The sequence below is a fragment of the Shewanella electrodiphila genome, assembly GCF_023283985.1.
Lineage (GTDB): Bacteria > Pseudomonadota > Gammaproteobacteria > Enterobacterales > Shewanellaceae > Shewanella > Shewanella electrodiphila.
In genome coordinates, this window is record NZ_JAKIKU010000014.1 from 26052 (window position 1) to 47631 (window position 21580).

A 21580-nucleotide genomic window follows, 5' to 3' on the forward strand; every position below is an offset into this window, starting at 1 on the left:
ATTAATAAGGGTTTCATTTGCAGTGGCATTTTGCGCTACTTCTTGGCTATGACTGGCAAGTTCAGCAGCTAATTCTTGTTTTAGCTCACCTTCAGCTAACAACGGTAAAATTTTCTGCCTAAATACAGCTGGGGTGACAAAGCACAATTCTTCGGTTTCGATTTCTACCGCTGCTTGGATGGTATAGCCTTTTGTTATTCGCTGGCCGGTTTCAGCATCGTGAATTTGATAGTTGATCCTCAGGCGATTTTCCCACTCAACAATGGCAGCATGCACAATTAAGTGCTGATCGAAGGTACTGCTTTTTACATATTTAAGCTGAGTATCCACAATGGGCCAAGCGTAACCTGAGTGCATCATTTGACGGTAGTTATAACCGAGTTCATCGAGCAATTTACAGCGAGCGACTTCAAAATAGCGTAAATAGTTACCATGCCAAGTGATGCCCATTGAGTCCACATCATGAAAGGGCACCACCATAGCGAGTTCGGTGCTGAAAATGGCTTTCATATCAGCAAACCTCCCACTGACCTAATTGAATTTTCTCGACGGTTTGACGTAAAACCGCTTCCAGTGGGCGATCTTCAGTGAGTAACTCAAAGTCTTCACTGACCTGTGCAACAGTTTTAGCTAACGATGGTGTTAATGAATCTTGTGCTAATTCATTTTGGGCGATACGTAAGTGTATCCCCTGTGTCATCGCTAATAATGCGGCAGCAGCTACTTGTTCGGTAAGTTGTAATACACGCATACAGTCACGTGCAGCAATAGTACCCATGCTGACTTTATCTTGGTTATGGCACTCTGTGGAGCGAGAAAACACACTGGCTGGCATAGTGTTCTTTAATGCTTCAGCAGTCCAAGCAGACACGCCAATTTGCACTGCTTTAAAGCCGTGGTTAATCGCTTGTCTTGCCCCAACGGCTGCCGATAAGTTAGCGGGTAAGCCGTTATTAAATTTGGTGTCCATTACCAATGCCATTTGACGATCGATTAAATCGGCAAGATTAGCGACGGTGTTTTTCATTGAATCCATCACAAATGCGATATGACCACCATAGAAGTGACCACCATGAAGAATATGCTCACCTTCGCCATCGACAATTGGATTGTCATTGGCGCTGTTTAATTCGGTTTCAATGAATTGACGCATAAATGGCAATGCATCTTGTAGTACACCAATGATATGCGGTGCACAGCGAATCGAATAACGATCTTGTAATCGGTCTGAGTTTCTTGGGTGGGTGTGATGGTTTAAATCTTCACGGATCCAAGCTGCAATTTGGTTTTGCCCAGGATGCGGTTTAGCATCAAATAAGATGTCATCAAAGTGATTTGAATTACCTTTAAGTGTTAGCGATGCCATAGCTGTAATGCGACTCGATAAGCGTGCTAAATACTGAGCGCGATCGAAAGCTAAACAGGCTAAAGCGGTCATCACTGCGGTGCCATTCATTAATGCTAACCCTTCTTTAGGACGCAGCGTTAATGGCACAATATTTAGCTCGGCGTATACCTCTTTTGTAGCGCGGCGCTTACCTTGATAAACCACATCTCGCTCGCCAATCAATACCGCTGCTAAGTATGACAGCGGGGTTAAGTCACCGCTTGCGCCTACCGATCCTTCTTCAGGAATAACAGGGGTAATATCGAGGTTAAGTAATAATTCAATGCGCTGAAGTAACTCATAAGTCACTCCTGATTTGCCCACAGCGAGTGAGTTTAATCGACAAGCCATAATGGCTCTAGATTGCATCGGCGAGAAAATATCACCTAATCCGCAGCCATGAAAACGGGACAAATGTAGCGGTAATTCATGGACTAAATCCAGACCAACATTGACAGTACATGAGTCGCCATAACCTGTTGTTACGCCATAAACCACACCTTCTTCGTTTAATAAGCTATCGATAAAACGAGCACCTTTTTGAATGTATTCTTGGTACTCAGGTGTCTCATTTAACTTTACAGGCGCCCCTTTAGCGACACTGACGACTTGCTCAAGGCTAATAGATCGTTGACCGAAGTTTACCGTTGCCAAATTTGGGGTTGCTGAAGATGAAGTCGATTGGCTCATGGTATTACTGTTCCTGCTTATTGTTAGGTGAAGAGTGCTGTGACGAAGCCGGTTGTGCAGAACTGCTCGGTGTTGAACTGCTATGCGATGAATCAGATTCAGCAGTTGTTTGTGCTTGTTCTGCCTTTACTCTTTGTGAGTCTTCGTCGCGACGCCAAAAATCATAAAAATTAAACCACTGCAACGGTTGGCTGGTAGCAAAATGTTCAAGACGGCGGCTATATTCACAAGCCGCGTCATCTAAACGCTCAGTACGTCCGGCTCGTGGGCCTTTTAAACTATCTGACAAGTGTTCTACATGAACTCGGTATCGACCTTGTTCTTGTAAACAAAACATGGTGTAAACAGGACAATCAAGCAGGCCAGCAAGGATAAATGGACCTTGAGGAAATGCCGCTTGTTGATCAATAAAGTCGTGATAAAACACTCGACCGGCAGTATCTGATGAGGTGCGATCTGCGGCTATCACGACCAATTCTCCAGCTGCAATTTTATCTTGCAATAACATGGCTGTACTTGGGCCAAGTTCGTTAACCTGGATAAGGTTTAATCCGCTATTCGGGTTAAGTTGCTTCAGGACATTATTAAAGTTTTCAGCATGGCTAGTGAGCACCATGACATTCACTTTAACCTGCTGCTGGTGGATAGAAATCGCTCGGCAGAGTTCAAGATTACCTAAGTGAGACACTAACAATACCGCGCCTTGGCCTGACTCAACTTGGTCGGCTAAGATATGCCTATCAGGAAAGTCGACTTGGGCGAGTTTAATCCGATCGCACCAAGCATCAATTCTGTCTAATGCAGCATTACCAAAGGCAAAAAAGTGTTTCAGGCTGTCTCGCCAAGTGACAGGATCTGATAACTGTTCATGTAGTGGGTGCTTGAGTTTAACTCGACGTAAAAAGTCCATTGAAGCATTTCTAGCTGTCACACCCGTCAAGAAGAAGTAACAAATCACTGGGTACATGATCGCTCTGCACAGCCAATGTCCGCCTAAACGGTAACTGTCGGCGATGAGCTTTATACCCCAGTAGCTGCCACGTTCTCCCATGGCAGACCAATGTTTATTAGCGTTTTTTTTTGAAAGTATTTTCGGTAAGCGCTTTAACATGCCGAAAAACAACCCAGTGTGCATGGCTGAAATACGGATGTTATCTTTAACTCCCTGAAAGTGGCTGATGCCATCTTCTGGGTAAATCACTTTGGTTGGAATGTGTGTTACTGGTACACCTTGCCAGTGCAGTTTCACCATGATTTCAATATCAAAATCCATTCGCTCACCTAATGCTTGCTCGCGAAAGAGTTGCTCAGTTGCCGCTAAAGGGTAAACCCTAAAGCCACACATAGAATCTTGAATATCAAAACTTAAGGTTTCAACCCATACCCAAAAATGAGTGATGTAGCGACCATATAAACGGCCTTTAGGCACAGATTCATCATACTGAGGTTTACCAGAAATCAGTGCAAGAGGCTCCGCTTCACTGGCGGCAATCATAGTAGGAATATCATCTAAGCAATGCTGACCATCGGCGTCGATTTGCAATGCATGGGTGAATCCATCCGCGAAGGCTGCACGCAGTCCAGTCGTCACAGCAGCGCCTTTGCCACGATTAAATGGGTGAGTTAACAGCGTCACCCAGTCATATTTATCCGCTAACGATTGTAATAAATAACGAGTCTCGTCATTACTACCGTCGTTAATCAGATAGCAAGGTAAGCCAAATGGCGCTAACGCCACTAAGGTGTCTGCAATGGCTTGTTGATGATTATAATTGGGAATGATCAGTGCCAACTTCATGATTGGCGCTCCTTGCTGCTAGTGCTTGAACCAGCATTTTCTGTCAGTGCAATACGGCCAGAAGCATAGCGTTTTTCACCATCACGGTAGCTGAAAGTGAGTTTTGATTTTGCGGCGTTATGGCTGATAAATAACTCCACTTGGCTGTCGGGCAGCATCAGCTGCTGGAATTTAAGTACTTCAAGGCTGGCAACATCGGGCTGATAACCAAACGCCTGACAACCTAATTGAATAGCCCAGTCGAGTTGGGTTACGCCAGGTAAAACTGCTTGTTCTTCAAAATGGCCTTTAAAGTAATCCAGCTCTGCGGCAACAAAAATTTGCCAACTGATGCCATCATCAGTGGTTTGCTGACTGATTATTTGGGGTAAAGCTGATTTAATCATCATTAAATACTGTCAATAAATCCGTTTGTATACGCTTACCTTGTGCATTGACAGGTAAGGCTTCTGGGTAGCGCCAACGACGAGGTAAAGTCACTCGTTCGAACTCGCTAAGTAAATGTTTTTTAAGGTGGTTGTTAACACTCAATTTACCGGAGTCATCCAGCTGTGCTAGACCTTGTTCTGTTAAGGTGATGGCTGCACCTAGCATCATCCTTGGCTCTGTTAATTGAACCACCGCAGCTTCTTTGACAAACGGGTGCGTGCATAGCAAGCCTTCCATCTGCGCCAAGGATAAGCGTTTTTCTTCTACTTTCACGATACGATCGAGACGGTGAAGCAAGGTAAAACGCCCGTCGGCTGCAAGCTCAATTTTGTCATCACATTTTAGCCACTCAGAATCAGAGGCTAAATATGGCGATTTGATCATTAAGGCGCCATCTTCTGGATTGCTGGCAATATCAATTTGACTGAATGGTAGCCAGGTTCTGTTTGGCGACATTTGACGACGATAAGCAACGCCGCCAGTTTCAGTGCTACCAAAGACTTCAATTGGAAATTGGCCATAACAGGTATGAATATGCTGCGACGCTTCATAGCTTAACGGACCGCCAGAGCTGAAGATAAGGCTTGGTGCAAGCTGTTGTTGCTCAAACTCAAGGGCTTCAGGTAATCGTGACAATTGCGCAGGACTGCTGACTAAACACAGGTTTGGCATTAATGCTATGTAATAACTCAGGGTTTCTGGGTATTCAATTAAGTCACTTAAAAAGGGACGGCTGGCAGCTAATGGCCACAAGATTTTAAACAGTAAACCGTAAATATGTTGGTGAGAAACCGTTGATACCACACTGCATTGGGGTAATCTTGACGCAAAAGTGCTTTCCAGTACGCTGACTTCAGCATCCAGTTGTTCAATGGATTTTTGAATCGCTTTAGGTTCACCACTACTGCCTGAGGTGAATAGGACTAAATCACCGATTTGAGATGATTGTGGCCAAGGTTTATTGGCTAAGCCCATTTCTTTTTTTAATAGAATAAAGTGTTTAACTTCAGACAGTGGCTGATCTGCAATGATGCCATCGAAAGCATGATTTAATTCGTTTAATGTGCCGCCTTGGGTATTTGACGGCAATATGACTTGTTTACCTGCTAATAGCGCTGCGCAAATGCCAGCTGCAAATAAATCACTGGTTTCAGCGGCCAATAACCAACGCTTAATTGGACTTGCATTGAGTTGCTCGAATAGATGGGCAACATGAGCTGTAAACAGTGAGCCTGTTACGATGTCATGATGATTGAAACTAATTAGTTGTTGCGTTTTAGGGCCAGTATTAAGCCAATTTATCAGCAAGTTATTCATGTTTTTTCAACCAAAAGTTGCGATATATCCATTCTCCACCGAGCAGTAAACCCATGAAGATATAGGCAATTAATCCATTATAAAGTGTCCACAATTCCAATGTGGCAAACTCTGCAGTATAAAATGCAGCTAATCCATTAATGATAAATAATCCACACCAAAGGCGAGTAACATTATTTAAATATGGAATGGCTGAATCTGGTAAATCAGGCTCTTTTAACTTGGCCAAGCGTTCGATCATGCTTGGGCCTTTTATTAACGAGCTAGTAAACAGTCCCAACATAGTCATGTTAATGACTACAGGGTAATACAGTAGCCAGTCATTACGTTTAGCAATAAAACTGGCAGCAGTTAAGCCAATACCAACCAGTATGGGCAACACCATGGTTTTTAACTGCCGTTTATTTAGCGCTAAGCGTGCGATTAATATGGCGCAAAGTAATAGCGCAATGGTGCCTGGTGGAAGGTACTGCAAGCCAAAGTAAACCGCTAACGGGTAACAGATAATGACGATGGCTGTGACGATTTGCAGTAGTAGCACCATTAATCTTTCATTAAGCCTTCAATGGCATTGACCACATCTTCAACTGTGCGCACAGTTTTAAATTGCTCAGGTTGAATCTTCTTGCCAGTCATTTGCTGTAGCTTTATCACTAAATCAACAGCATCAATGCTATCTAAATCTAAAGACTCATAAAGTGAAGCATCTAGGCTGATATCTTCAGCTTCGATTTCAAACTCATCGACTAATATTTGCGTCAGCATCTCTAGGATTTGATCACGATTTTTCATGATAACTCCTAAGAACGTTGAGATTCGATAAAGCTAGCTAAACTCGCCACACTGAAAAAGTGTGCTTTAGTGGCATCAGAGTTTGCTTCGATTTTGATGTCGAATTGCTTTTTAATCGCTAAGCCTAATTCAAGCGCATCAATTGAGTCTAACCCCAATCCCTCACCAAAAAGTGGTGCGTCGGTGTCAATATCATCAATACTGACATCTTCTAAGTCGAGGCAGTCGATGATCAGTTGTTTAATTTCGTTATGTAGATTCATATTAATATTCTAATTTGTTTGATTGTAATTATTTCTTAGTCGTTGCAGATAAGGGCGGTAGTGCGGTTATCTGCTGCGAATAAAGCTGCTCTAACTCTCTGGTCAGTACGCGAGCCATTTTTGCATCACTCGTTTGGTTTATATCATACCTTAGCTGGTCAAAAGCTGCGCCAATTTCTACAGACATATTTACTGTTTGTCTTGGCGGTTCGTACCAAGGTTGTTGCTTAGTTAGTCCTGCTACGTCGACATGTAGCAAAACAGGAAGGATATCTGTGCGGGTGCGTATTGCAATGTTTGCTGCGCCGCGAGCAAATGGGTTGATTTGGGTGCCAACCACAGTGCGAGTTCCTTCAGGAAAAATGATGAGGTTGGTGCTATCGTTCAGCACTTGTTGGCAATCTTTCAGTAGTAATTCTGCGCCGCGATTTGGAATATAACCAGCTGATGATAAGACACCACGCATGAATGGGTTGCGCCAAAGCGATTGTTTCACAATGCACCCCGCATTGGGGATAAGGCTTATTAGCACCACGACATCGATTAAGGTTGGGTGATTAGCAATAACAATCATGCCTTTGGCATCTGCTAATGCTTGGGTATTTGGGGCGCTGACTTTAATTAACCCTGTGAAGGTTAGCATCCACACAAAACCTTTAAACATATAGTGCACCGCTTTTTGAACTCTAGCGATCCGCTGCTGTTTTGAGCCAGGCCAAAAACGCAGCACAGGCAAAATGGTTAATGAACTTAATAACCCTCCTATGCCAAAGACCACATAACACATCACGCCACCAATCCAGCGAGGGATATAGGCCATTCCTGTTAAATATGGGAATGGCTTTGGATGCTTAAAGTGACCTTGATGGGTTAGGCTCATTGTCTACAACCGCCCAACAGAGTCAGAAGTGGCTGTTAACTGCCAGTGCCACTGACTTATATGGCCTGATAGTGATTTCTGGCAAGCGATGCCATTGATGAACTCTGCAAAGCTTAATGTTTTCTGGCCGCTTACGTTATCTGCCATAGCTTGTTCGTTTGAAGGGCTTAATGTCAGCTGGGCAATAGCGGGTTGTTGGCCATTATTTGCTGGTGCTAAATACAAGCCCATGGCTAATGGTAGTTCATTCTCTTGGGTATACTGATTATAAACCGCAGGCACCGGATCATCGCCAAACACTAATAATACAGGAGCTGGATTTTCAGCTAACTGAGCATAAGTTTCGATCACGGCTTGAGATAACGTTTCTTCACCTGCAGCAATTGACGTTGAAGGCGCAGTATTGCCAGTTACGATGCCATATATCCCACTGGCGGTATTATGTACTGACTGACTAAAGGCGAGGGGAGATAAGGCTTCTTTAGCAACAATATCTTCTAGTAAGCCAAGGGTGCGCGTGAGTTCACCATGACGTGAGGAAAATACACTACGGCAATCTTGGGCTGGCTGACAATCATGGGCAGCATAGAGCATCATTTTAGTTAAACGACTAAAACGGCGGCGCTGCATCGCAGGAACATGGGCTAATGCAGGAGAATCTTTTTTGTCTAATGACGGTGCGGTGCTTTTATCCCAATGAGTCCAGCTTTCTTTATCTTGAAAGTCCACAGACCAAGCGCCCCATGACAGGATATCAAATACTAATTGCACTATTTTGCCTCTGATATGACCCCGTTATCCCTAACTGGGTGACATTTTCCGTGCTTTTGATTTATTAATGCGTTGCTCTAAAACAACTATCAGGCTGAACTGTAATAACGGTACCGTAATAATTGTACCGTAATAATTGTACCGTAATAATTGTACCGTAATAATTGTACCGTAATAATTGTACCGTAATAATTGCGACTTAATGAAGCTTTTTGCAATGAGCAGAAATAAAAATAGCGACACGAATGTCACTATTTTTATCAAGCTCACATAGCTATGCAAAAATTCCAAATAAATATGGAACCAGCATTCACGATATAGCGTTACGCTATTCGTTATTTGCTCAGTTGCTGCTGCAGTTTTCTGACGGCAGTTTTGATTTTACGGGTGTTTTCAGGGCCCATTCTGACCATCAGCTTTTGCACATTAGGTAAGGCTTCAAGCTTAGTGTCAACAAATTGATAATTCACGCTGATAGATGACAGCTCAATAGGGTCTTCAATAATCGGCGCTGCTAAAATCATCTGGAAAGCTTCAAGCATGCGTTCATCAAAGCTCATGTCGCTGTAGCCTAGTTCTTCAAAAGCTTCATTGAACAAAGGCGATAACTCTTCAAAGGTACTAACAAGCTGCTCGTCATTCATACCTGCAATCATGTCTGCATATAAATCGTAACGGTGGTAGCTGTCTGGATTTAAGTAAGTTTTGTTAGTGATTTCACTGACGCTAAAGTTGTCTTTAGGGCCCTTTAATGGGCTAGCTTTGTGAATGACTTCGCCTTGTGCCATGTTATCGACAAAGACCACAAATTGGCGTGCGATATCCTTTTTAAGGATCATCGACTCGATTTTCATGCCATCAGCCATAGCAATGGTTTTTTGTTCCACAAAATCATCGCTTTCAGTCAGTGCAGGTAAAGGCTCAACGACCACTTCAGGTTCTGCAGGAATAACTTCAGGCTCAATGATTTCAGGTTCAACAATCACTTCTTCAATTGGCTCTTGCTCGATTGGCTGCTCTGGCACAGGTTCTGGTAATTGAACTGGGATAGGCTCAATGATTTCAGGTTCCTTTTCTGAAGTGAAATAGAAATACCCCGCCCCCGCTAATAATACGGCTACCGTGATCCCAATGACGCCTGCATTGCTACCACTCGATTTATCTGATTGTGGTGTCGCTCTGTCTTCTTGATTGACTTGCATTTCTATTCCTTAGCTTTAAACGTCGAAAGTGGAACTGAACACGGGATAAAGTCTATCTAACTTAAAATCAGACTATTTAGCCTTAAGCTCAAATTTCATTCTGCAATATTCCTAAGACTTGTCTAGTGATAACAGCTTAGGTTAACAATAATTTATGCTTGTACGTATTGTTGGCGATCACCTAACCAACGGTGAATGATGCCATCAACATTACCAGGGACTTGTTGCATAACATGTGCGGCTAACTTTTGCGTATTTTCAATTAAATACTGGTCTCTGACCAAGTCAGCAATTTTCATCTCTGCTAGCCCTGTTTGACGTGTTCCGAGGACTTCACCTGGGCCACGAATTTCTAAATCTTTTTGTGCAATCACAAAGCCATCACTGCTTTCGCGTAACACCCCTAAACGTTTGGTCGCCGTTTGCGATAAAGGCGCTTTATAGAGTAATACACAGTGACTGGCAATCGAGCCTCGTCCCACACGGCCACGTAACTGATGCAATTGTGCTAAGCCTAAACGTTCAGGGTTTTCGATAATCATTAAGCTGGCATTGGGCACATCCACACCGACTTCAATCACTGTGGTTGCTACTAATAAATGTAGCTCACCTGCTTTAAATTGGGCCATTATTTGTTGCTTCTCAGCGCTTTTCATCCGCCCATGAACTAGGCCTATTTTAAGCTCTGGTAGTAAACGACTGAGTTCTTCGGCTGTATCTTCAGCGGCTTGGCACTCGAGCACTTCAGACTCTTCAATTAAGGTACAGACCCAATAAATTTGTCGATTGTCATTTAGTGCAGCTTGTTTCACTCGCTCAATCACTTGATCACGGCGATTATCACTGATGGCGACAGTAGATACTGGCGTTCGACCAGGTGGCAACTCATCAATCACCGAGGTTTCTAAATCGGCGTAAGCCGTCATAGCGAGAGTACGGGGAATAGGTGTCGCCGTCATAATTAACTGATGAGGATGAAAACCTTGACTGACGCCTTTTTCACGCAAGCCTAAACGTTGATGCACCCCAAAACGGTGTTGCTCATCAATGATAATTAATGCGAGTTTATTAAAGCTAACTTGCTCTTGGAAAATGGCGTGAGTGCCAATCACCATTTGCGCGCTGCCATCTGCGATGTCCGCTAACGATTGCGCTCTTGCTTTGCCTTTTAATTTTCCTGCAAGCCAGCCAATTTTTAGCCCCAGTGGCTCAAACCATGCAGCAAAGTTAACCGCGTGTTGTTCTGCCAGCAATTCTGTGGGCGCCATCATAGCGACTTGGTAGCCATTTTCTATTGCTTGTAGCGCCGCGAGCGCCGCGACTAAGGTTTTTCCGGAGCCTACATCCCCTTGCACTAAACGCATCATTGGAGTGGGTTGTTCGATATCACGGCTAATATCAGCGCCGACTCGTTGTTGTGCGCCTGTCGGCTTAAATGGCAATGCTTTCAAAAATGGATTTAGCAACTGACCTGTAGCGGGCAAGGTCACCGCCTTATCAAGGTTATTGCGCTGACGTAGTTTCAGCATACTTAAGTTATGTGCCAGTAATTCTTCTTGCACTAAGCGCTGCTGAGCGGGGTGCATACCCAGCTCTAAATCAGACTGTTCAATGTCGTTTGGGGGGCGATGAATGAGGTGAAGCGCGCGGCCAATGCTCATATTGTTGGGCTGCAACTCGCTAGGCAATAACTCGGTTAATCCACCTTGTGTTAATTGATTTAAGGCTTGTTCGGTCAGTTTAATCCAGCTGGCTTGCTTTAGGCCTTCAGTGGATGGATAAATAGGCGTAAGCGAATCACTCAAAGCTGGGTTTTCACCTTCTTTGATGATTTTGTATTCGGGATGAATGATCTCGAAGTGACGTTTGCCACGTTTTATTTCGCCATAAGCACGAATGATGGCGCCGTTTTGCATGCCATTACGTTGGGCAACTGAGAAGTTGAAAAAGCGCAGAGTCAGCATGCCGCTGTCATCAGCTATGGTGCAGGTCAGCATACGTCTGCGACCGGGTACGATTTGGGTCGAAACGATTTCAGCTTCAACAGTGCCGTACATGGCAGGATATAGACTGGCAATAGGATAGATTTGGGTGCGGTCTTCATAGCGCATAGGCAAATGAAACAGTACATCTTGCACTGTTTTAATACCCAGTTTTTCGAGCTTTTCGGCGACTTTTTTCGCGACGCCTTTTAAGTCGGTTATAGGAACCTGATCCAATGGTTGCAAATCCACAATGCCTTTATAGTGTCTGGTAACGACTTTATTTACGGTTTATCTCATTTTGCGCTTAGCAGGCAAAGAGAGTTATCCAAAGAGTTATACAACTCACTTTGCAGCGTTAATCGCTGCTAGGGACAATAGTACTGTAAATATATACAGATGTATGGCTTATCTTAGCAGAGTTTTAAAACAAGGCAATAATATTACCTGATTCTATGCTAAGCGACTCTATAACCAGCCTTTTTGTTTAGCAATCCGCGCAGCATCAATGCGATTGGTGGCATTTAGCTTACTGATAGCTTCGGACAGGTAATTACGTAATGTGCCTTCGGCAATAAATAATTGTGCTGCGATATCACTGGTTGATAAGCCTTCGCTGGCAAGCCTTAAGGCTTTGCGCTCTTTATCATTGAGTGGATCGATATCGCCAATTGCGCTGATCGCCAATTCGGGATCAATAACCTTTTTACCTGACATCACCTGCTTAATGGCTGACAGTAAGCTCTCGGTTGGGGCATCTTTAAGTAAAAAACCTTCAACCCCAGCGGTTAGTGCGCGTTTTATGTAACCCGCACGGCCAAAGGTTGTCAGGATAATAATCTTAGTTTTATGGGATGAGTCAGCTTGATATTGCTGCAGCCATTGTGCGAGTTCAAGTCCCGTATGTTGTGGCATCTCAATATCACTGAGCAGTAAATCAAAGGACTGCTGTTTTAATAATGCCATCGCTTGGGCGCCATCTTCGGCTTCGGTGACTTCTACCTTACCGAGTGCGGCATCGTCTGTCAGGGTTAGCAATGCAGAAAGTGCCCCACGCACCATAGCTTGATCTTCTGCCAGTAAAATTCTCATTCAACCACGTCCTTGTCTTGTGCTATTTGTTGGGCTGAAAGTGGTAAAGAAATCATGAATCGATAACCCTCTTCCGTAGTGTAATTAAACTCACCTGATAACAACTCGACTCGTTCTCTGATTCCTTTAAGCCCGTTGCCTTCAATGATCTCCTTAGTCGATGCATTGTCGCTAAAGCTAATGCTCAGCTGTTCATCTTCATGGGCGAACTGCCATACACATTCAGTGGCATTGCCATGTTTAATTGTATTATTGACCAATTCGGTGAACATTAACCCTAATTGTGATTCTTGTAATGCAGGCATCTTGGGTAATGTCCCTTTTAGATGCACTTCAATACTTTGTTCACGCAGTAACCCCGTTAACTGCTGCAGCGTATCGGTCAGCCCTTTATGTTTATAGTCCGATACCGTCTGACGTATTTGGCTTAGGCTTTCACGAGCAATATCGGCCAGTTGACTCAAGTGCTGTTGGGCTAAAGGCAAATTTCCTGTTTCAACTAATTTTTCAGCCAGCTGGGCTTTAAGGGCAATAGACGACAAGTTGTGACCCATAATGTCATGTAAATCACGGGCAATACGTTCTCGTTCTAACGCGGTTGCTAGGCTGGCTATTTCATCGCTTGATTGACGCTGCTGACGTCTCACTCGCTCATTATTGTGCTCAATCACGCCAAGTAATCCCACGACAAACATGATGAGCATGCCATAGAGCGGGAAGTAATAGGCTTCAAATCCAATCAGAAAATCCAGTGTCCACAACCATCCAGATAAAATGAAAAAGCAGAATACTGCGGTGCGAAGCGAATAGAAAAAACCAATAAAAAAGGCGGCAAAACTGAAAAGTGAAATGGCACCACTGGTAAATGGTGCTGCAACACTGGCGGTAAGTAGCATCAATCCAATGGGGTAAATGGCTTTAGCTGAGGCGCTTTTAAATGCCCAATAGTAACTGTAAACAAAAGGGATTAGGAGCAACAAACTCACGCTGATACGTAATACGTCGTCCCGCATAAACCACAATGGGATGAAGTAAAAAATCAAGTTAAGTAAGTATACCCAAGCGGTTTTTTGCTTATAGTCACGTTCAGGTTGAATTGTGTCGCTGTTGGTCATTTTCTGGTGAACCTTTCCTTGCTCAATTTGCTGGGCTAATCGTTGATGATTCATAACCTCTCCTTGCTGAGTTAGCATACAGTAGCAGATTAAAAACCTGCAACTGTATGCTCGTTTTACACTATCAAACAGTTTGACGTTACTCGTCAGCCGCTTAAGTAACTCAAGTTGTGTGAATACTGGGATTTATTAATACTGCTGCGCTGAAGTCGGTGGATTAAGTAAAAAATTAGCCCAGCTATAGTTAGGGTCAATATCGATAGCCTGCTGCCAGTCTTGCTCGGCACCTTGTTGATTACCTAACTCTTGCTGAGCAAGTCCGCGCCACGTATAAGCTTCGCTGTGCCCCCAACAAATGTCATCACATGGACTTTGGAAGCGCTCGATAGCAACAGAGGCATATTGTTTTGCTTTATCCATACCGCCGCCATATTGAGTCGGTGTGTAATAAGCGCTCATGGCTTTCACCAATGCAATACGAGGATTATTGGGTTCAATCTGTTCAGCTCGCGCGAGTAGAGTGCCAGCTTTCATGCCCAATGTTTGCCCCTTCGTTGGATCATTTGAAATTTGCATGCCATACACTGATGCGAGTAATGCCATTGACTCAACATCATCTTCACGGCCAAGAATATTTTCGAGAGTGGTTTGAGCTTCATCTAGTGAGCGCTTGAACATGCCACGCTGTCCGACAATATTCGCGGTAATTGCGGTGCGATATTCTGCGTAAGCATGTTCGTAATCCACGCTTTGTTCGCTGATTTGTTTAAGCTCATTTATGTTCATCGCGTTTGCTGCTGAATCAATTGCGCTAATATCTGCCATGCTACTTTGGCTGACTAATGAAAGGGTGACTGCAATAAATAATGTTTTCATGATTAACTCCGTTTATTCAATTAAAGGTTTGTTGCTTCGGAGTTAGTATCTAAGAATGGGCGTAAACTGTGCAGGCACAAACGTCATCAGTTTGAGGTGACAAATGTCATCAGTGAAAACATTCGATATCAAGTGATAAGCAAAAGCGGTAGCAATGACTAACAAAAACGCCAGCCTATCGGGTTAATAGGCTGGCGTTCATTAACGGTATTGGGAAGCTTATAAATCTCTAAGCCTGTCAGGCTTATACTTGTACGATCAGGTAGCTGATATAGGCAAGATAACTGAGAACTAATACAACAGCCTCACGGCGACCAATCCGTAAACCTGTGTAAGCAAATGGCAGCAATACTACGGCAAGTGCGATCATCGTTATCCAATCAATCGAGCTTATCTCGCTGTTTAATATTGGATGGATCAAGGCGGTAACCCCTAATATACCTAGAATATTAAATAGGTTTGAGCCAATCACATTACCAATGGCAATATCACTTTCGCCTTTCATTGCCGCAACAATGGAGGTGACTAATTCTGGCATGCTAGTACCAATAGCGACGATAGTTAAACCAATAATAACTTCACTAATACCAAATGACTTAGCCATGGCAACAGCGCCATCTACAAACAAAATACCGCCGCCAACGAGCATAGAAATACCAATAATAATCAAGACTATCGACAACCAGTTACTTTGCGCATTAACTGCTAAACCATCTTCATTGCTTTGTTTATCAGCGGTGATATAGCTAAAAGACAGGTAACCGATTAATAAACAGGTCAGCAGCATTCCATCCCAAAAGCTTAAGCCGCCATCGAGTAACAAGCTCCAAAATAGCAGTGATGCGGCAATCATAATAGGAATGTCACGGCGCACCATTTGTGACTCAATTTTAATCGGGCGTATTAATGCCGTAATACCTAAAATAAGGCCAATATTGGCAATGTTTGAACCAATCACATTGCCTAAAGCTATACCACTATTGCCTGCCAGTGCAGATTTTACACTCACGGCAAGCTCTGGTGCACTGGTACCAAAGGCTACAATAGTCAAACCGATAATTAAGGGGGTTAGTCCTAGCTTTAGGGCAATTTGACTTGCACCACGCACAAGGGCTTCAGCCCCAATAGTTAGGATGACAAAACCACCAATAATCGATAATAGAATTAACATGAACAAGGCTCACAAATGGGTTAAATCGAAAAGGATGGCAAGCATAGATATTTTTTAATAATACGCAATCTAATTTATCCAATCGAGTGATTAAAATGCATTAATTCAACCAATAAAAAAGCACACAATGATGTGTGCTTTTAAGTGTTATAAATCGGCGTGGTTACGCAAGGAAATTACAGTTCATCTTCCCAGACCACTTTAGCACCGCGTACACCATCAACTTTGGCACTAAACTGCTTTTCAAGCACATGACGCTTAATTTTTAATGTCGGCGTAAGGGCATCGTTTTCGACAGTCCATGGCTCTTTGACTATCACAACGGCATCGACATGTTCGTGTGACTCAAGATTAGGGTTGATGCTATCAAGCGTTGCTTTGAGTGACGAGCGCACTTCTTCGCGAGGCTGAAGAGCTGAACCTTCTGATAACTGCACTAAGGCAACAGGGTGCGGTAAACCTGAACCAATAACACACAATAATTCAATATGAGAATCCTGTGCTAACTTACGCTCAATTGGCACTGGCGCCACATACTTACCTTTAGACGTCTTGAAGTTATCTTTAACGCGGCCAGTAATTGAAATGTAGCCATCTTCATCGATTTCACATAAATCACCCGTATGGAAAAAGCCGTCTTCATCAAAACAGGCTTTAGTGGCTTCTTCTTGTTTGTAATAACCCGTCATTAAGCCAGGGCTTTTCACCATTAATTCACCATCGTCAGTACGACGTACTTGGCAACCTTCAACAGGGCGGCCTACAGTGCCGATTTTAGTGGCATCAAATGGGAAGTTAATAATGGAATAAGCACAATTCTCGGTCATGCCCCAAGCTTCTGAGATATTCATACCGATTTTGTTGTACCACTCTAATTGAGTTGGCGGAATAGGTGCTGAGCCTGAACCTAATAAACGACAATGCTCCAGTCCCAAGCCTTTTTGAATTTTACGTTTTACTAGGCTGCTAATAATTGGCAGCTTAAGTAAGAAGTTCAGTTTCGCTTCGCCCGCTTTATTAATAATGTTGAGCTGAAATAGTGTCCATAAACGTGGTACTGAGAAAAATACCGTCGGTCTGCATCGCTGAACATCGGCAACAAACGAGTCTAAACTTTCAACAAAAGCCACTGAAGAGCCTGAATAGAAAGAAGAACCTTGAATCGCCACACGTTCAGTAATGTGCGCTAAAGGTAGGTAAGAAAGTAAACGATCAGCCGTATTGGTTTTTAAATCGCGTACTACAGCTTCGCAAGTCCAGCCGTAGCTGCCAAAGGTTTGCATGGCACCTTTTGGCTTACCTGTTGAACCTGACGTGTAAATCAGGGTCATCATATCTTCAGCTGACGGAGTAGGCGCGTCTACTAATGGCGTGCCTAATTGAACAAACTTTTCCCAGTGGTACTGAGCTGGCATAGTTTCATATGGCATCGAAATACGTAGGATTTCACCGCCGACACCGGCTTCTTGATCTGCCCAGTAATCTAACTTACCGGTGAAAATAGCTTTTGCACCGCTATGTTCAAGGACATAACGAATCGTTTCAGCGTTAGCGGTAGGGTAAATAGGCACACTGATATAGCCGCCGTGCATTAAGGCTAAATCGGTAATAAACCACTCTGCGCAGTTTTTTGAGAGTACAGCGATTTTGTCACCAGGCTCTAAACCTAAATGACGCAGTGCACCTGCGACTTGCTGTACTTTTTGTTGTACTTCACGCCATGTAAAGTCAACGTATTGACCGTTAATTGGTTGACGTAAGTATACTTCGTCGCCTTGAGTCTCAACCCAGTGCGATAACATTTCTACTGGTGTTTTCATTAGATTTTCCATCGACAATTCCGTGTTCGTTTTTGTTTTAATGTAGGACGTACATATTTCAATGTCATTAACGCAATAATCTATTGTAATCCTATTGAATATCTAATCAGTTCAGACCAGTCTCAATTCGCTATAGATTAGTTTTATGCAGTAAAAGCGAATAGCCAATACTGAATGTTAAAACTAAAAAGCGTACCTTGATCAGCCCCCAGTGAACGATAAGATATTCAATACGATCGGTATCAGTATGGCTTTATAAAGATACCTGCGCAAACGATAACCTATAAAATTTAGGCAATTACGACTAATAAACTAGCAGGTTTTGCTGAAAAGTGAACCAATATCGAGTAATAACTCTAATAAAAAAGGCGCCAATAGGCGCCTGTAGTGGAAAAGTCGGTTTGTGACCTAGATCTCCATTATTCCATCCATTTCGACTAAAGAGTCTTTTGGCAGTTGTTTTACGCCAATAGCAGCACGTGCTGGGTAAGGTTGAGTGAAGTAACGTGCCATGATTTCATTTACCGTGGCAAAGTGAGATAAGTCAGTCAGGAAGATATTAAGCTTAACGATATCAGCCATGCTGCCGCCTGCAGCTTCGGTAACAGCTGTTAAGTTTTCAAATACTTGAACAACTTGTTCTGAAAAGTCATCGCTAACCATTTGCATGGTGCTTGGTACAAGTGGGATTTGGCCAGACAGGTAAACAGTGCTGCCTACTTTTACTGCTTGAGAATATGTGCCAATTGCTTGTGGAGCTTTATCAGTTGCGATAATGATTTTTTCTGCCATGACGCCCTCTGGGTAATTTAAATTAGATGCAAGCAAACCTAAGTCTGAATCTTGTAAAAGAATCAATCAGCTTAGGTAGTTGCTCTAATCTTACTAGCGATTACGTGAGGTACGCAAGACTTCCGGTAATACACGAATGCGGCGCATTACATTGGCGAGGTGAACACGGTCGTCGACCGAGATACGCAGGTTAATTAAATAAACTCGTCCATCGCGTTCTTCAGTGCTCAAGTTATGAATATTTGAGCCTGCAGCTGCAATGATATTGGTAATTTTAGCCAAAGCGCCTTGATGATTCACAATCTCAACACGAAGATTTGCTTGGTAAGTTTCGCCTTCGACGTTATCCCAATGCACTGGAATATACTTGTCAGGCTCACCTTGGTAACCACGGATATTGGCACAGTTTTCCATGTGGACCACTAAGCCTTTACCTGGGCTAACATGAGCAACAACCGCATCACCTGGAATAGGGCGACAACAGTTGGCAAAGGTCACTAACATGCCTTCAGCGCCACGGATTGGCATCAAGTGCTCTTCAGTGTCGTCATCTTTATCAGTAGTCGTCAGCTTTTGACCTAACAAACGCTGAGCAATCACAATACTCATGGCGTTGCCTAAACCGATATCAGCCAGCAATGAATTTAAATCGTCATGCTTGGTTTCTGAAATCACTTTATCAAGCTGTTCAGGATCGATGCTATCAAGCTTGGTTTCACCCAAAGCGTGATTCAATAGGCGTTTACCTAGTGCTACAGCATCGTCACTGGTTAAGCTCTTTAATACTTGGCGTATTTTGCCGCGGGCTTTACCGGTCACCACAAAGTTTAGCCACGCCGCATTCGGGCGAGCGCCTTTAGCAGTAATAATCTCAACGGTTTGACCTGAGATTAAAGGCTGACTTAAGGGGTATGCTTGACGGTTAACGCGTGCACCAACACAGGTATTACCTACATCGGTGTGGACTTCGTAAGCAAAATCGACTGCAGTTGAGTTAACCGGTAATTCTAAAATACGGCCTTCTGGGGTGAAGACGTAAATTTCTTCTGGGAATAGTTCGGTCTTAACGTTTTCCACAAACTCAAACGAACTGCTGGCACTTTGTTGCAGCTCAAGCAAGCTTTGCATCCACTTATGGGCGCGAATTTGAGTGGTACTTTGTTGCGAACTATTGGTGCCGCTCTTATACATCCAGTGAGCAGCAACCCCTTTATCCGCCATGAGATCCATTTCTTCAGTACGAATTTGTACTTCAACAGGAACCGCATGAGGGCCAAATAATGAGGTATGCAATGATTGGTAACCATTGGCTTTTGGTATGGCAATATAATCTTTAAAGCGGCCAGGATGTGGCTTATAAAGACCATGCATAGCACCTAACACGCGATAACAGGTGTCAATGGTATCGACCATGACTCTGAACGCATAGATGTCCATGACTTCTTGAAACTGCAGTTCTTTATTACTCATCTTACGATAGATGGAATAAAGGTTTTTCTCACGACCTTTGACGGTGCCTTTAATGCCGGCATCTTCAAGACGAGTCGTAATAGCACCTTCAATACTATTAATCAGTTCTTTTCTATTACCACGGGCTGCTTTAACGACTTCTTTAAGCACACGATAACGCATTGGATAATAGGCTTGGAAACCTAAATCCTCTAACTCGCTTTTGATATTGTGAATACCAAGACGGTTGGCTATCGGAGCATAAATTTCTAAGGTTTCGCGGGCAATACGACGACGTTTGTCAGGACGTAATGCACCCAAAGTGCGCATGTTATGCGTTCTATCAGCAAGTTTGATTAGAATAACGCGGATATCCTGCGTCATTGCCATCATCATCTTGCGGAAGTTTTCAGCTTGGGCTTCTTTTTTATCGCGGAACTTAATTTTGTCGAGCTTTGACACGCCTTCGACAAGTTCAGCCACAGTAACGCCGAATAACTCAGTGAGTTCTTCTTTGGTAACTGGGGTGTCTTCGATGGTGTCATGGAGCAGGGCTGCCATTAATGTCTCGTGATCAAGACGCATGTCAGCCACGATGCGGGCAACCGCAACGGGATGGGTAATATAAGGCTCGCCACTTGTGCGCATTTGCCCTTCATGGGCATCACGCGCAACAATATACGCCTGCTTGAGTAACTCTACTTGCGCGGGTTCTAAATAACCTGACGCAGACTCCTTTAGACCTTCAAACAGATACAAGTGGCGCTACTCCTTAAAGCGTACGGCCTTCAGCAATTGCAGCTACTGCAGCAATTTCAGCGGCTTCACGTTCGCGAACAGTTTGACGCTCATCAGCGTCTAAAGTGTTAGAGGTGACTAAGCCTAATTCGATTTCGCGTAAAGCGATAACCGTTGGCTTATCATTCATCTCTTCTACCATTGGGTCTTTACCTTGCACAGCGATTTGGCGTGCACGACGCGCTGCAACCAGGATCATATCAAAACGGTTGCCGATTTGTTCTACGGCGTCTTCTACAGTTACGCGAGCCATGTGGTGAAACTCCAGTGTTATATATGGGAAAAAATGACGCAAAATTGTACACTATGACAATTAATCTGCCAACAGATCGTTTATCATATCATTGTGAGTATGGATCTGACTAGCACAGGTTGATCTTTGACTGCGAATGATCGCGCAAAGATCGCCTAAAGCAACGTCAAAATCATCATTAACAATAATATAATCTGCATCTTTATAGTGTGACATTTCTGATACGGCTTCAGCCATACGTCCATCGATGACTTCTTGACTGTCTTGACCGCGACCAGTTAGGCGACGTTCAAGCTCAGCTCTAGAAGGAGGTAAAATAAATACCCCAATCGCGTCAGGCATCAATTTTTTAGCTTGTTCGGCGCCTTGCCAATCAATATCTAAAAACACATCAATACCGTTCGCTAATGTTTGTTCAATAACCGTGCGGGATGTGCCGTAGTAATTACCAAACACTTCCGCCCATTCAAAAAAAGCTTCATCAGCGATAAGTGCTTTAAATTCTTCAACCGAAACAAAGTGATAATGTTGACCATTAACTTCACCTGGACGCGGTTTACGGGTGGTGTGTGACACAGACACTTGCATGTCGCTAGGTTTATCTTTTAGTAATGCAGAGATAAGTGAAGACTTACCGGCGCCACTTGGGGCAGACACAATAAATAGATTTCCACGAGCGCTCATAGTGCAATTTCCAACCAGA

The 21580-nt window shown here is 43.5% G+C and carries 20 protein-coding genes and 1 pseudogene; all 21 read right to left on the reverse strand.

Annotated elements, in window-relative coordinates; all coding sequences use genetic code 11:
• Positions 1 to 84: 84 nt before the first annotated feature.
• A pseudogene (locus L2737_RS19105) lies at positions 85 to 510 on the reverse strand (acyl-CoA thioesterase); the annotation flags it as partial.
• A gap of 1 nt (position 511) precedes the next feature.
• Positions 512 to 2077: an HAL/PAL/TAL family ammonia-lyase gene (locus tag L2737_RS19110; RefSeq protein ID WP_248956793.1), complete on the reverse strand. Its 1566-nt coding sequence runs from the start codon at positions 2075 to 2077 to the stop codon at positions 512 to 514.
• A gap of 4 nt (positions 2078 to 2081) precedes the next feature.
• Positions 2082 to 3875 (reverse strand): glycosyltransferase family 2 protein, encoded by a 1794-nt coding sequence (locus L2737_RS19115; RefSeq protein WP_248956794.1) that lies wholly within the window; start codon positions 3873 to 3875, stop codon positions 2082 to 2084.
• Positions 3872 to 4261 (reverse strand): ApeI family dehydratase, encoded by a 390-nt coding sequence (locus tag L2737_RS19120; RefSeq protein WP_102526868.1) that lies wholly within the window; start codon positions 4259 to 4261, stop codon positions 3872 to 3874. Before L2737_RS19120 ends, L2737_RS19115 begins: the two co-directional genes overlap by 4 nt.
• A complete protein-coding gene (locus tag L2737_RS19125; RefSeq protein ID WP_102526796.1) occupies positions 4254 to 5621 on the reverse strand; it encodes an AMP-binding protein in 1368 nt (455 codons plus the stop codon). Before L2737_RS19125 ends, L2737_RS19120 begins: the two co-directional genes overlap by 8 nt.
• Positions 5614 to 6165: a COG4648 family protein gene (locus L2737_RS19130; RefSeq protein WP_248956795.1), complete on the reverse strand. Its 552-nt coding sequence runs from the start codon at positions 6163 to 6165 to the stop codon at positions 5614 to 5616. Before L2737_RS19130 ends, L2737_RS19125 begins: the two co-directional genes overlap by 8 nt.
• Positions 6165 to 6413, reverse strand: coding sequence for an acyl carrier protein (locus L2737_RS19135; protein WP_102526798.1), 249 nt, complete (start codon positions 6411 to 6413; stop codon positions 6165 to 6167). Before L2737_RS19135 ends, L2737_RS19130 begins: the two co-directional genes overlap by 1 nt.
• A gap of 8 nt (positions 6414 to 6421) precedes the next feature.
• Complete coding sequence (locus L2737_RS19140; RefSeq protein ID WP_102526799.1) at positions 6422 to 6676, reverse strand: phosphopantetheine-binding protein; 255 nt, start codon at positions 6674 to 6676, stop codon at positions 6422 to 6424.
• 28 nt (positions 6677 to 6704) lie between these two features.
• Positions 6705 to 7556 (reverse strand): lysophospholipid acyltransferase family protein, encoded by an 852-nt coding sequence (locus L2737_RS19145; RefSeq protein WP_102526800.1) that lies wholly within the window; start codon positions 7554 to 7556, stop codon positions 6705 to 6707.
• A 3-nt stretch (positions 7557 to 7559) separates the two neighbouring features.
• Entirely contained in the window at positions 7560 to 8327 is a 768-nt protein-coding gene (locus L2737_RS19150) for a beta-ketoacyl synthase chain length factor (protein WP_248956796.1), read from the reverse strand.
• A gap of 335 nt (positions 8328 to 8662) precedes the next feature.
• Positions 8663 to 9529, reverse strand: a complete 867-nt coding sequence (locus L2737_RS19155; protein ID WP_102526802.1) for a DUF3014 domain-containing protein — start codon at positions 9527 to 9529, stop codon at positions 8663 to 8665.
• 152 nt (positions 9530 to 9681) lie between these two features.
• Positions 9682 to 11757 carry an ATP-dependent DNA helicase RecG gene (gene recG / locus L2737_RS19160; protein ID WP_248956797.1) on the reverse strand — a complete coding sequence of 692 codons (2076 nt, stop codon included), beginning with the start codon at positions 11755 to 11757 and terminating at the stop codon, positions 9682 to 9684.
• 222 nt (positions 11758 to 11979) lie between these two features.
• The gene (locus L2737_RS19165) at positions 11980 to 12603 is read right to left on the reverse strand and encodes a response regulator transcription factor (RefSeq protein WP_102526804.1); all 624 of its coding nucleotides are present in this window, start codon (positions 12601 to 12603) and stop codon (positions 11980 to 11982) included.
• The gene (locus L2737_RS19170; RefSeq protein ID WP_346349200.1) at positions 12600 to 13772 is read right to left on the reverse strand and encodes a sensor histidine kinase; all 1173 of its coding nucleotides are present in this window, start codon (positions 13770 to 13772) and stop codon (positions 12600 to 12602) included. The genes L2737_RS19165 and L2737_RS19170 overlap by 4 nt, the downstream gene beginning before the upstream one ends.
• 135 nt (positions 13773 to 13907) lie before the next feature.
• Positions 13908 to 14594, reverse strand: a complete 687-nt coding sequence (locus tag L2737_RS19175; RefSeq protein WP_248956798.1) for a tetratricopeptide repeat protein — start codon at positions 14592 to 14594, stop codon at positions 13908 to 13910.
• A 244-nt stretch (positions 14595 to 14838) separates the two neighbouring features.
• A complete protein-coding gene (locus L2737_RS19180; RefSeq protein WP_248956799.1) occupies positions 14839 to 15765 on the reverse strand; it encodes a calcium/sodium antiporter in 927 nt (308 codons plus the stop codon).
• 176 nt (positions 15766 to 15941) lie between these two features.
• Positions 15942 to 17597 carry an AMP-binding protein gene (locus tag L2737_RS19185; RefSeq protein ID WP_102526807.1) on the reverse strand — a complete coding sequence of 552 codons (1656 nt, stop codon included), beginning with the start codon at positions 17595 to 17597 and terminating at the stop codon, positions 15942 to 15944.
• Between the two features lie 396 nt (positions 17598 to 17993).
• A complete protein-coding gene (locus L2737_RS19190) occupies positions 17994 to 18377 on the reverse strand; it encodes a RidA family protein (protein WP_102526870.1) in 384 nt (127 codons plus the stop codon).
• A 93-nt stretch (positions 18378 to 18470) separates the two neighbouring features.
• Entirely contained in the window at positions 18471 to 20585 is a 2115-nt protein-coding gene (gene spoT, locus L2737_RS19195; protein WP_248956800.1) for a bifunctional GTP diphosphokinase/guanosine-3',5'-bis pyrophosphate 3'-pyrophosphohydrolase, read from the reverse strand.
• 13 nt (positions 20586 to 20598) lie between these two features.
• Positions 20599 to 20877: a DNA-directed RNA polymerase subunit omega gene (rpoZ, locus tag L2737_RS19200; protein WP_055025248.1), complete on the reverse strand. Its 279-nt coding sequence runs from the start codon at positions 20875 to 20877 to the stop codon at positions 20599 to 20601.
• Between the two features lie 60 nt (positions 20878 to 20937).
• Positions 20938 to 21561, reverse strand: coding sequence for a guanylate kinase (gmk, locus tag L2737_RS19205; RefSeq protein WP_229370460.1), 624 nt, complete (start codon positions 21559 to 21561; stop codon positions 20938 to 20940).
• Positions 21562 to 21580: the final 19 nt, after the last annotated feature.

What these genes read in the sequence shown, in the direction of transcription:
- L2737_RS19110 (WP_248956793.1), bottom strand. Translation starts at nt 2,077, where the DNA reads ATGAGCCAATCGACTTCATCTTCAGCAACCCCAAATTTGGCAACGGTA.
- L2737_RS19115 (WP_248956794.1), bottom strand. Translation starts at nt 3,875, where the DNA reads ATGAAGTTGGCACTGATCATTCCCAATTATAATCATCAACAAGCCATT.
- L2737_RS19120 (WP_102526868.1), bottom strand. Translation starts at nt 4,261, where the DNA reads ATGATTAAATCAGCTTTACCCCAAATAATCAGTCAGCAAACCACTGAT.
- L2737_RS19125 (WP_102526796.1), bottom strand. Translation starts at nt 5,621, where the DNA reads ATGAATAACTTGCTGATAAATTGGCTTAATACTGGCCCTAAAACGCAA.
- L2737_RS19130 (WP_248956795.1), bottom strand. Translation starts at nt 6,165, where the DNA reads ATGGTGCTACTACTGCAAATCGTCACAGCCATCGTCATTATCTGTTAC.
- L2737_RS19135 (WP_102526798.1), bottom strand. Translation starts at nt 6,413, where the DNA reads ATGAAAAATCGTGATCAAATCCTAGAGATGCTGACGCAAATATTAGTC.
- L2737_RS19140 (WP_102526799.1), bottom strand. Translation starts at nt 6,676, where the DNA reads ATGAATCTACATAACGAAATTAAACAACTGATCATCGACTGCCTCGAC.
- L2737_RS19145 (WP_102526800.1), bottom strand. Translation starts at nt 7,556, where the DNA reads ATGAGCCTAACCCATCAAGGTCACTTTAAGCATCCAAAGCCATTCCCA.
- L2737_RS19155 (WP_102526802.1), bottom strand. Translation starts at nt 9,529, where the DNA reads ATGCAAGTCAATCAAGAAGACAGAGCGACACCACAATCAGATAAATCG.
- L2737_RS19165 (WP_102526804.1), bottom strand. Translation starts at nt 12,603, where the DNA reads ATGAGAATTTTACTGGCAGAAGATCAAGCTATGGTGCGTGGGGCACTT.
- L2737_RS19170 (WP_346349200.1), bottom strand. Translation starts at nt 13,772, where the DNA reads ATGAATCATCAACGATTAGCCCAGCAAATTGAGCAAGGAAAGGTTCAC.
- L2737_RS19175 (WP_248956798.1), bottom strand. Translation starts at nt 14,594, where the DNA reads ATGAAAACATTATTTATTGCAGTCACCCTTTCATTAGTCAGCCAAAGT.
- L2737_RS19180 (WP_248956799.1), bottom strand. Translation starts at nt 15,765, where the DNA reads ATGTTAATTCTATTATCGATTATTGGTGGTTTTGTCATCCTAACTATT.
- L2737_RS19185 (WP_102526807.1), bottom strand. Translation starts at nt 17,597, where the DNA reads ATGGAAAATCTAATGAAAACACCAGTAGAAATGTTATCGCACTGGGTT.
- L2737_RS19190 (WP_102526870.1), bottom strand. Translation starts at nt 18,377, where the DNA reads ATGGCAGAAAAAATCATTATCGCAACTGATAAAGCTCCACAAGCAATT.
- rpoZ (WP_055025248.1), bottom strand. Translation starts at nt 20,877, where the DNA reads ATGGCTCGCGTAACTGTAGAAGACGCCGTAGAACAAATCGGCAACCGT.
- gmk (WP_229370460.1), bottom strand. Translation starts at nt 21,561, where the DNA reads ATGAGCGCTCGTGGAAATCTATTTATTGTGTCTGCCCCAAGTGGCGCC.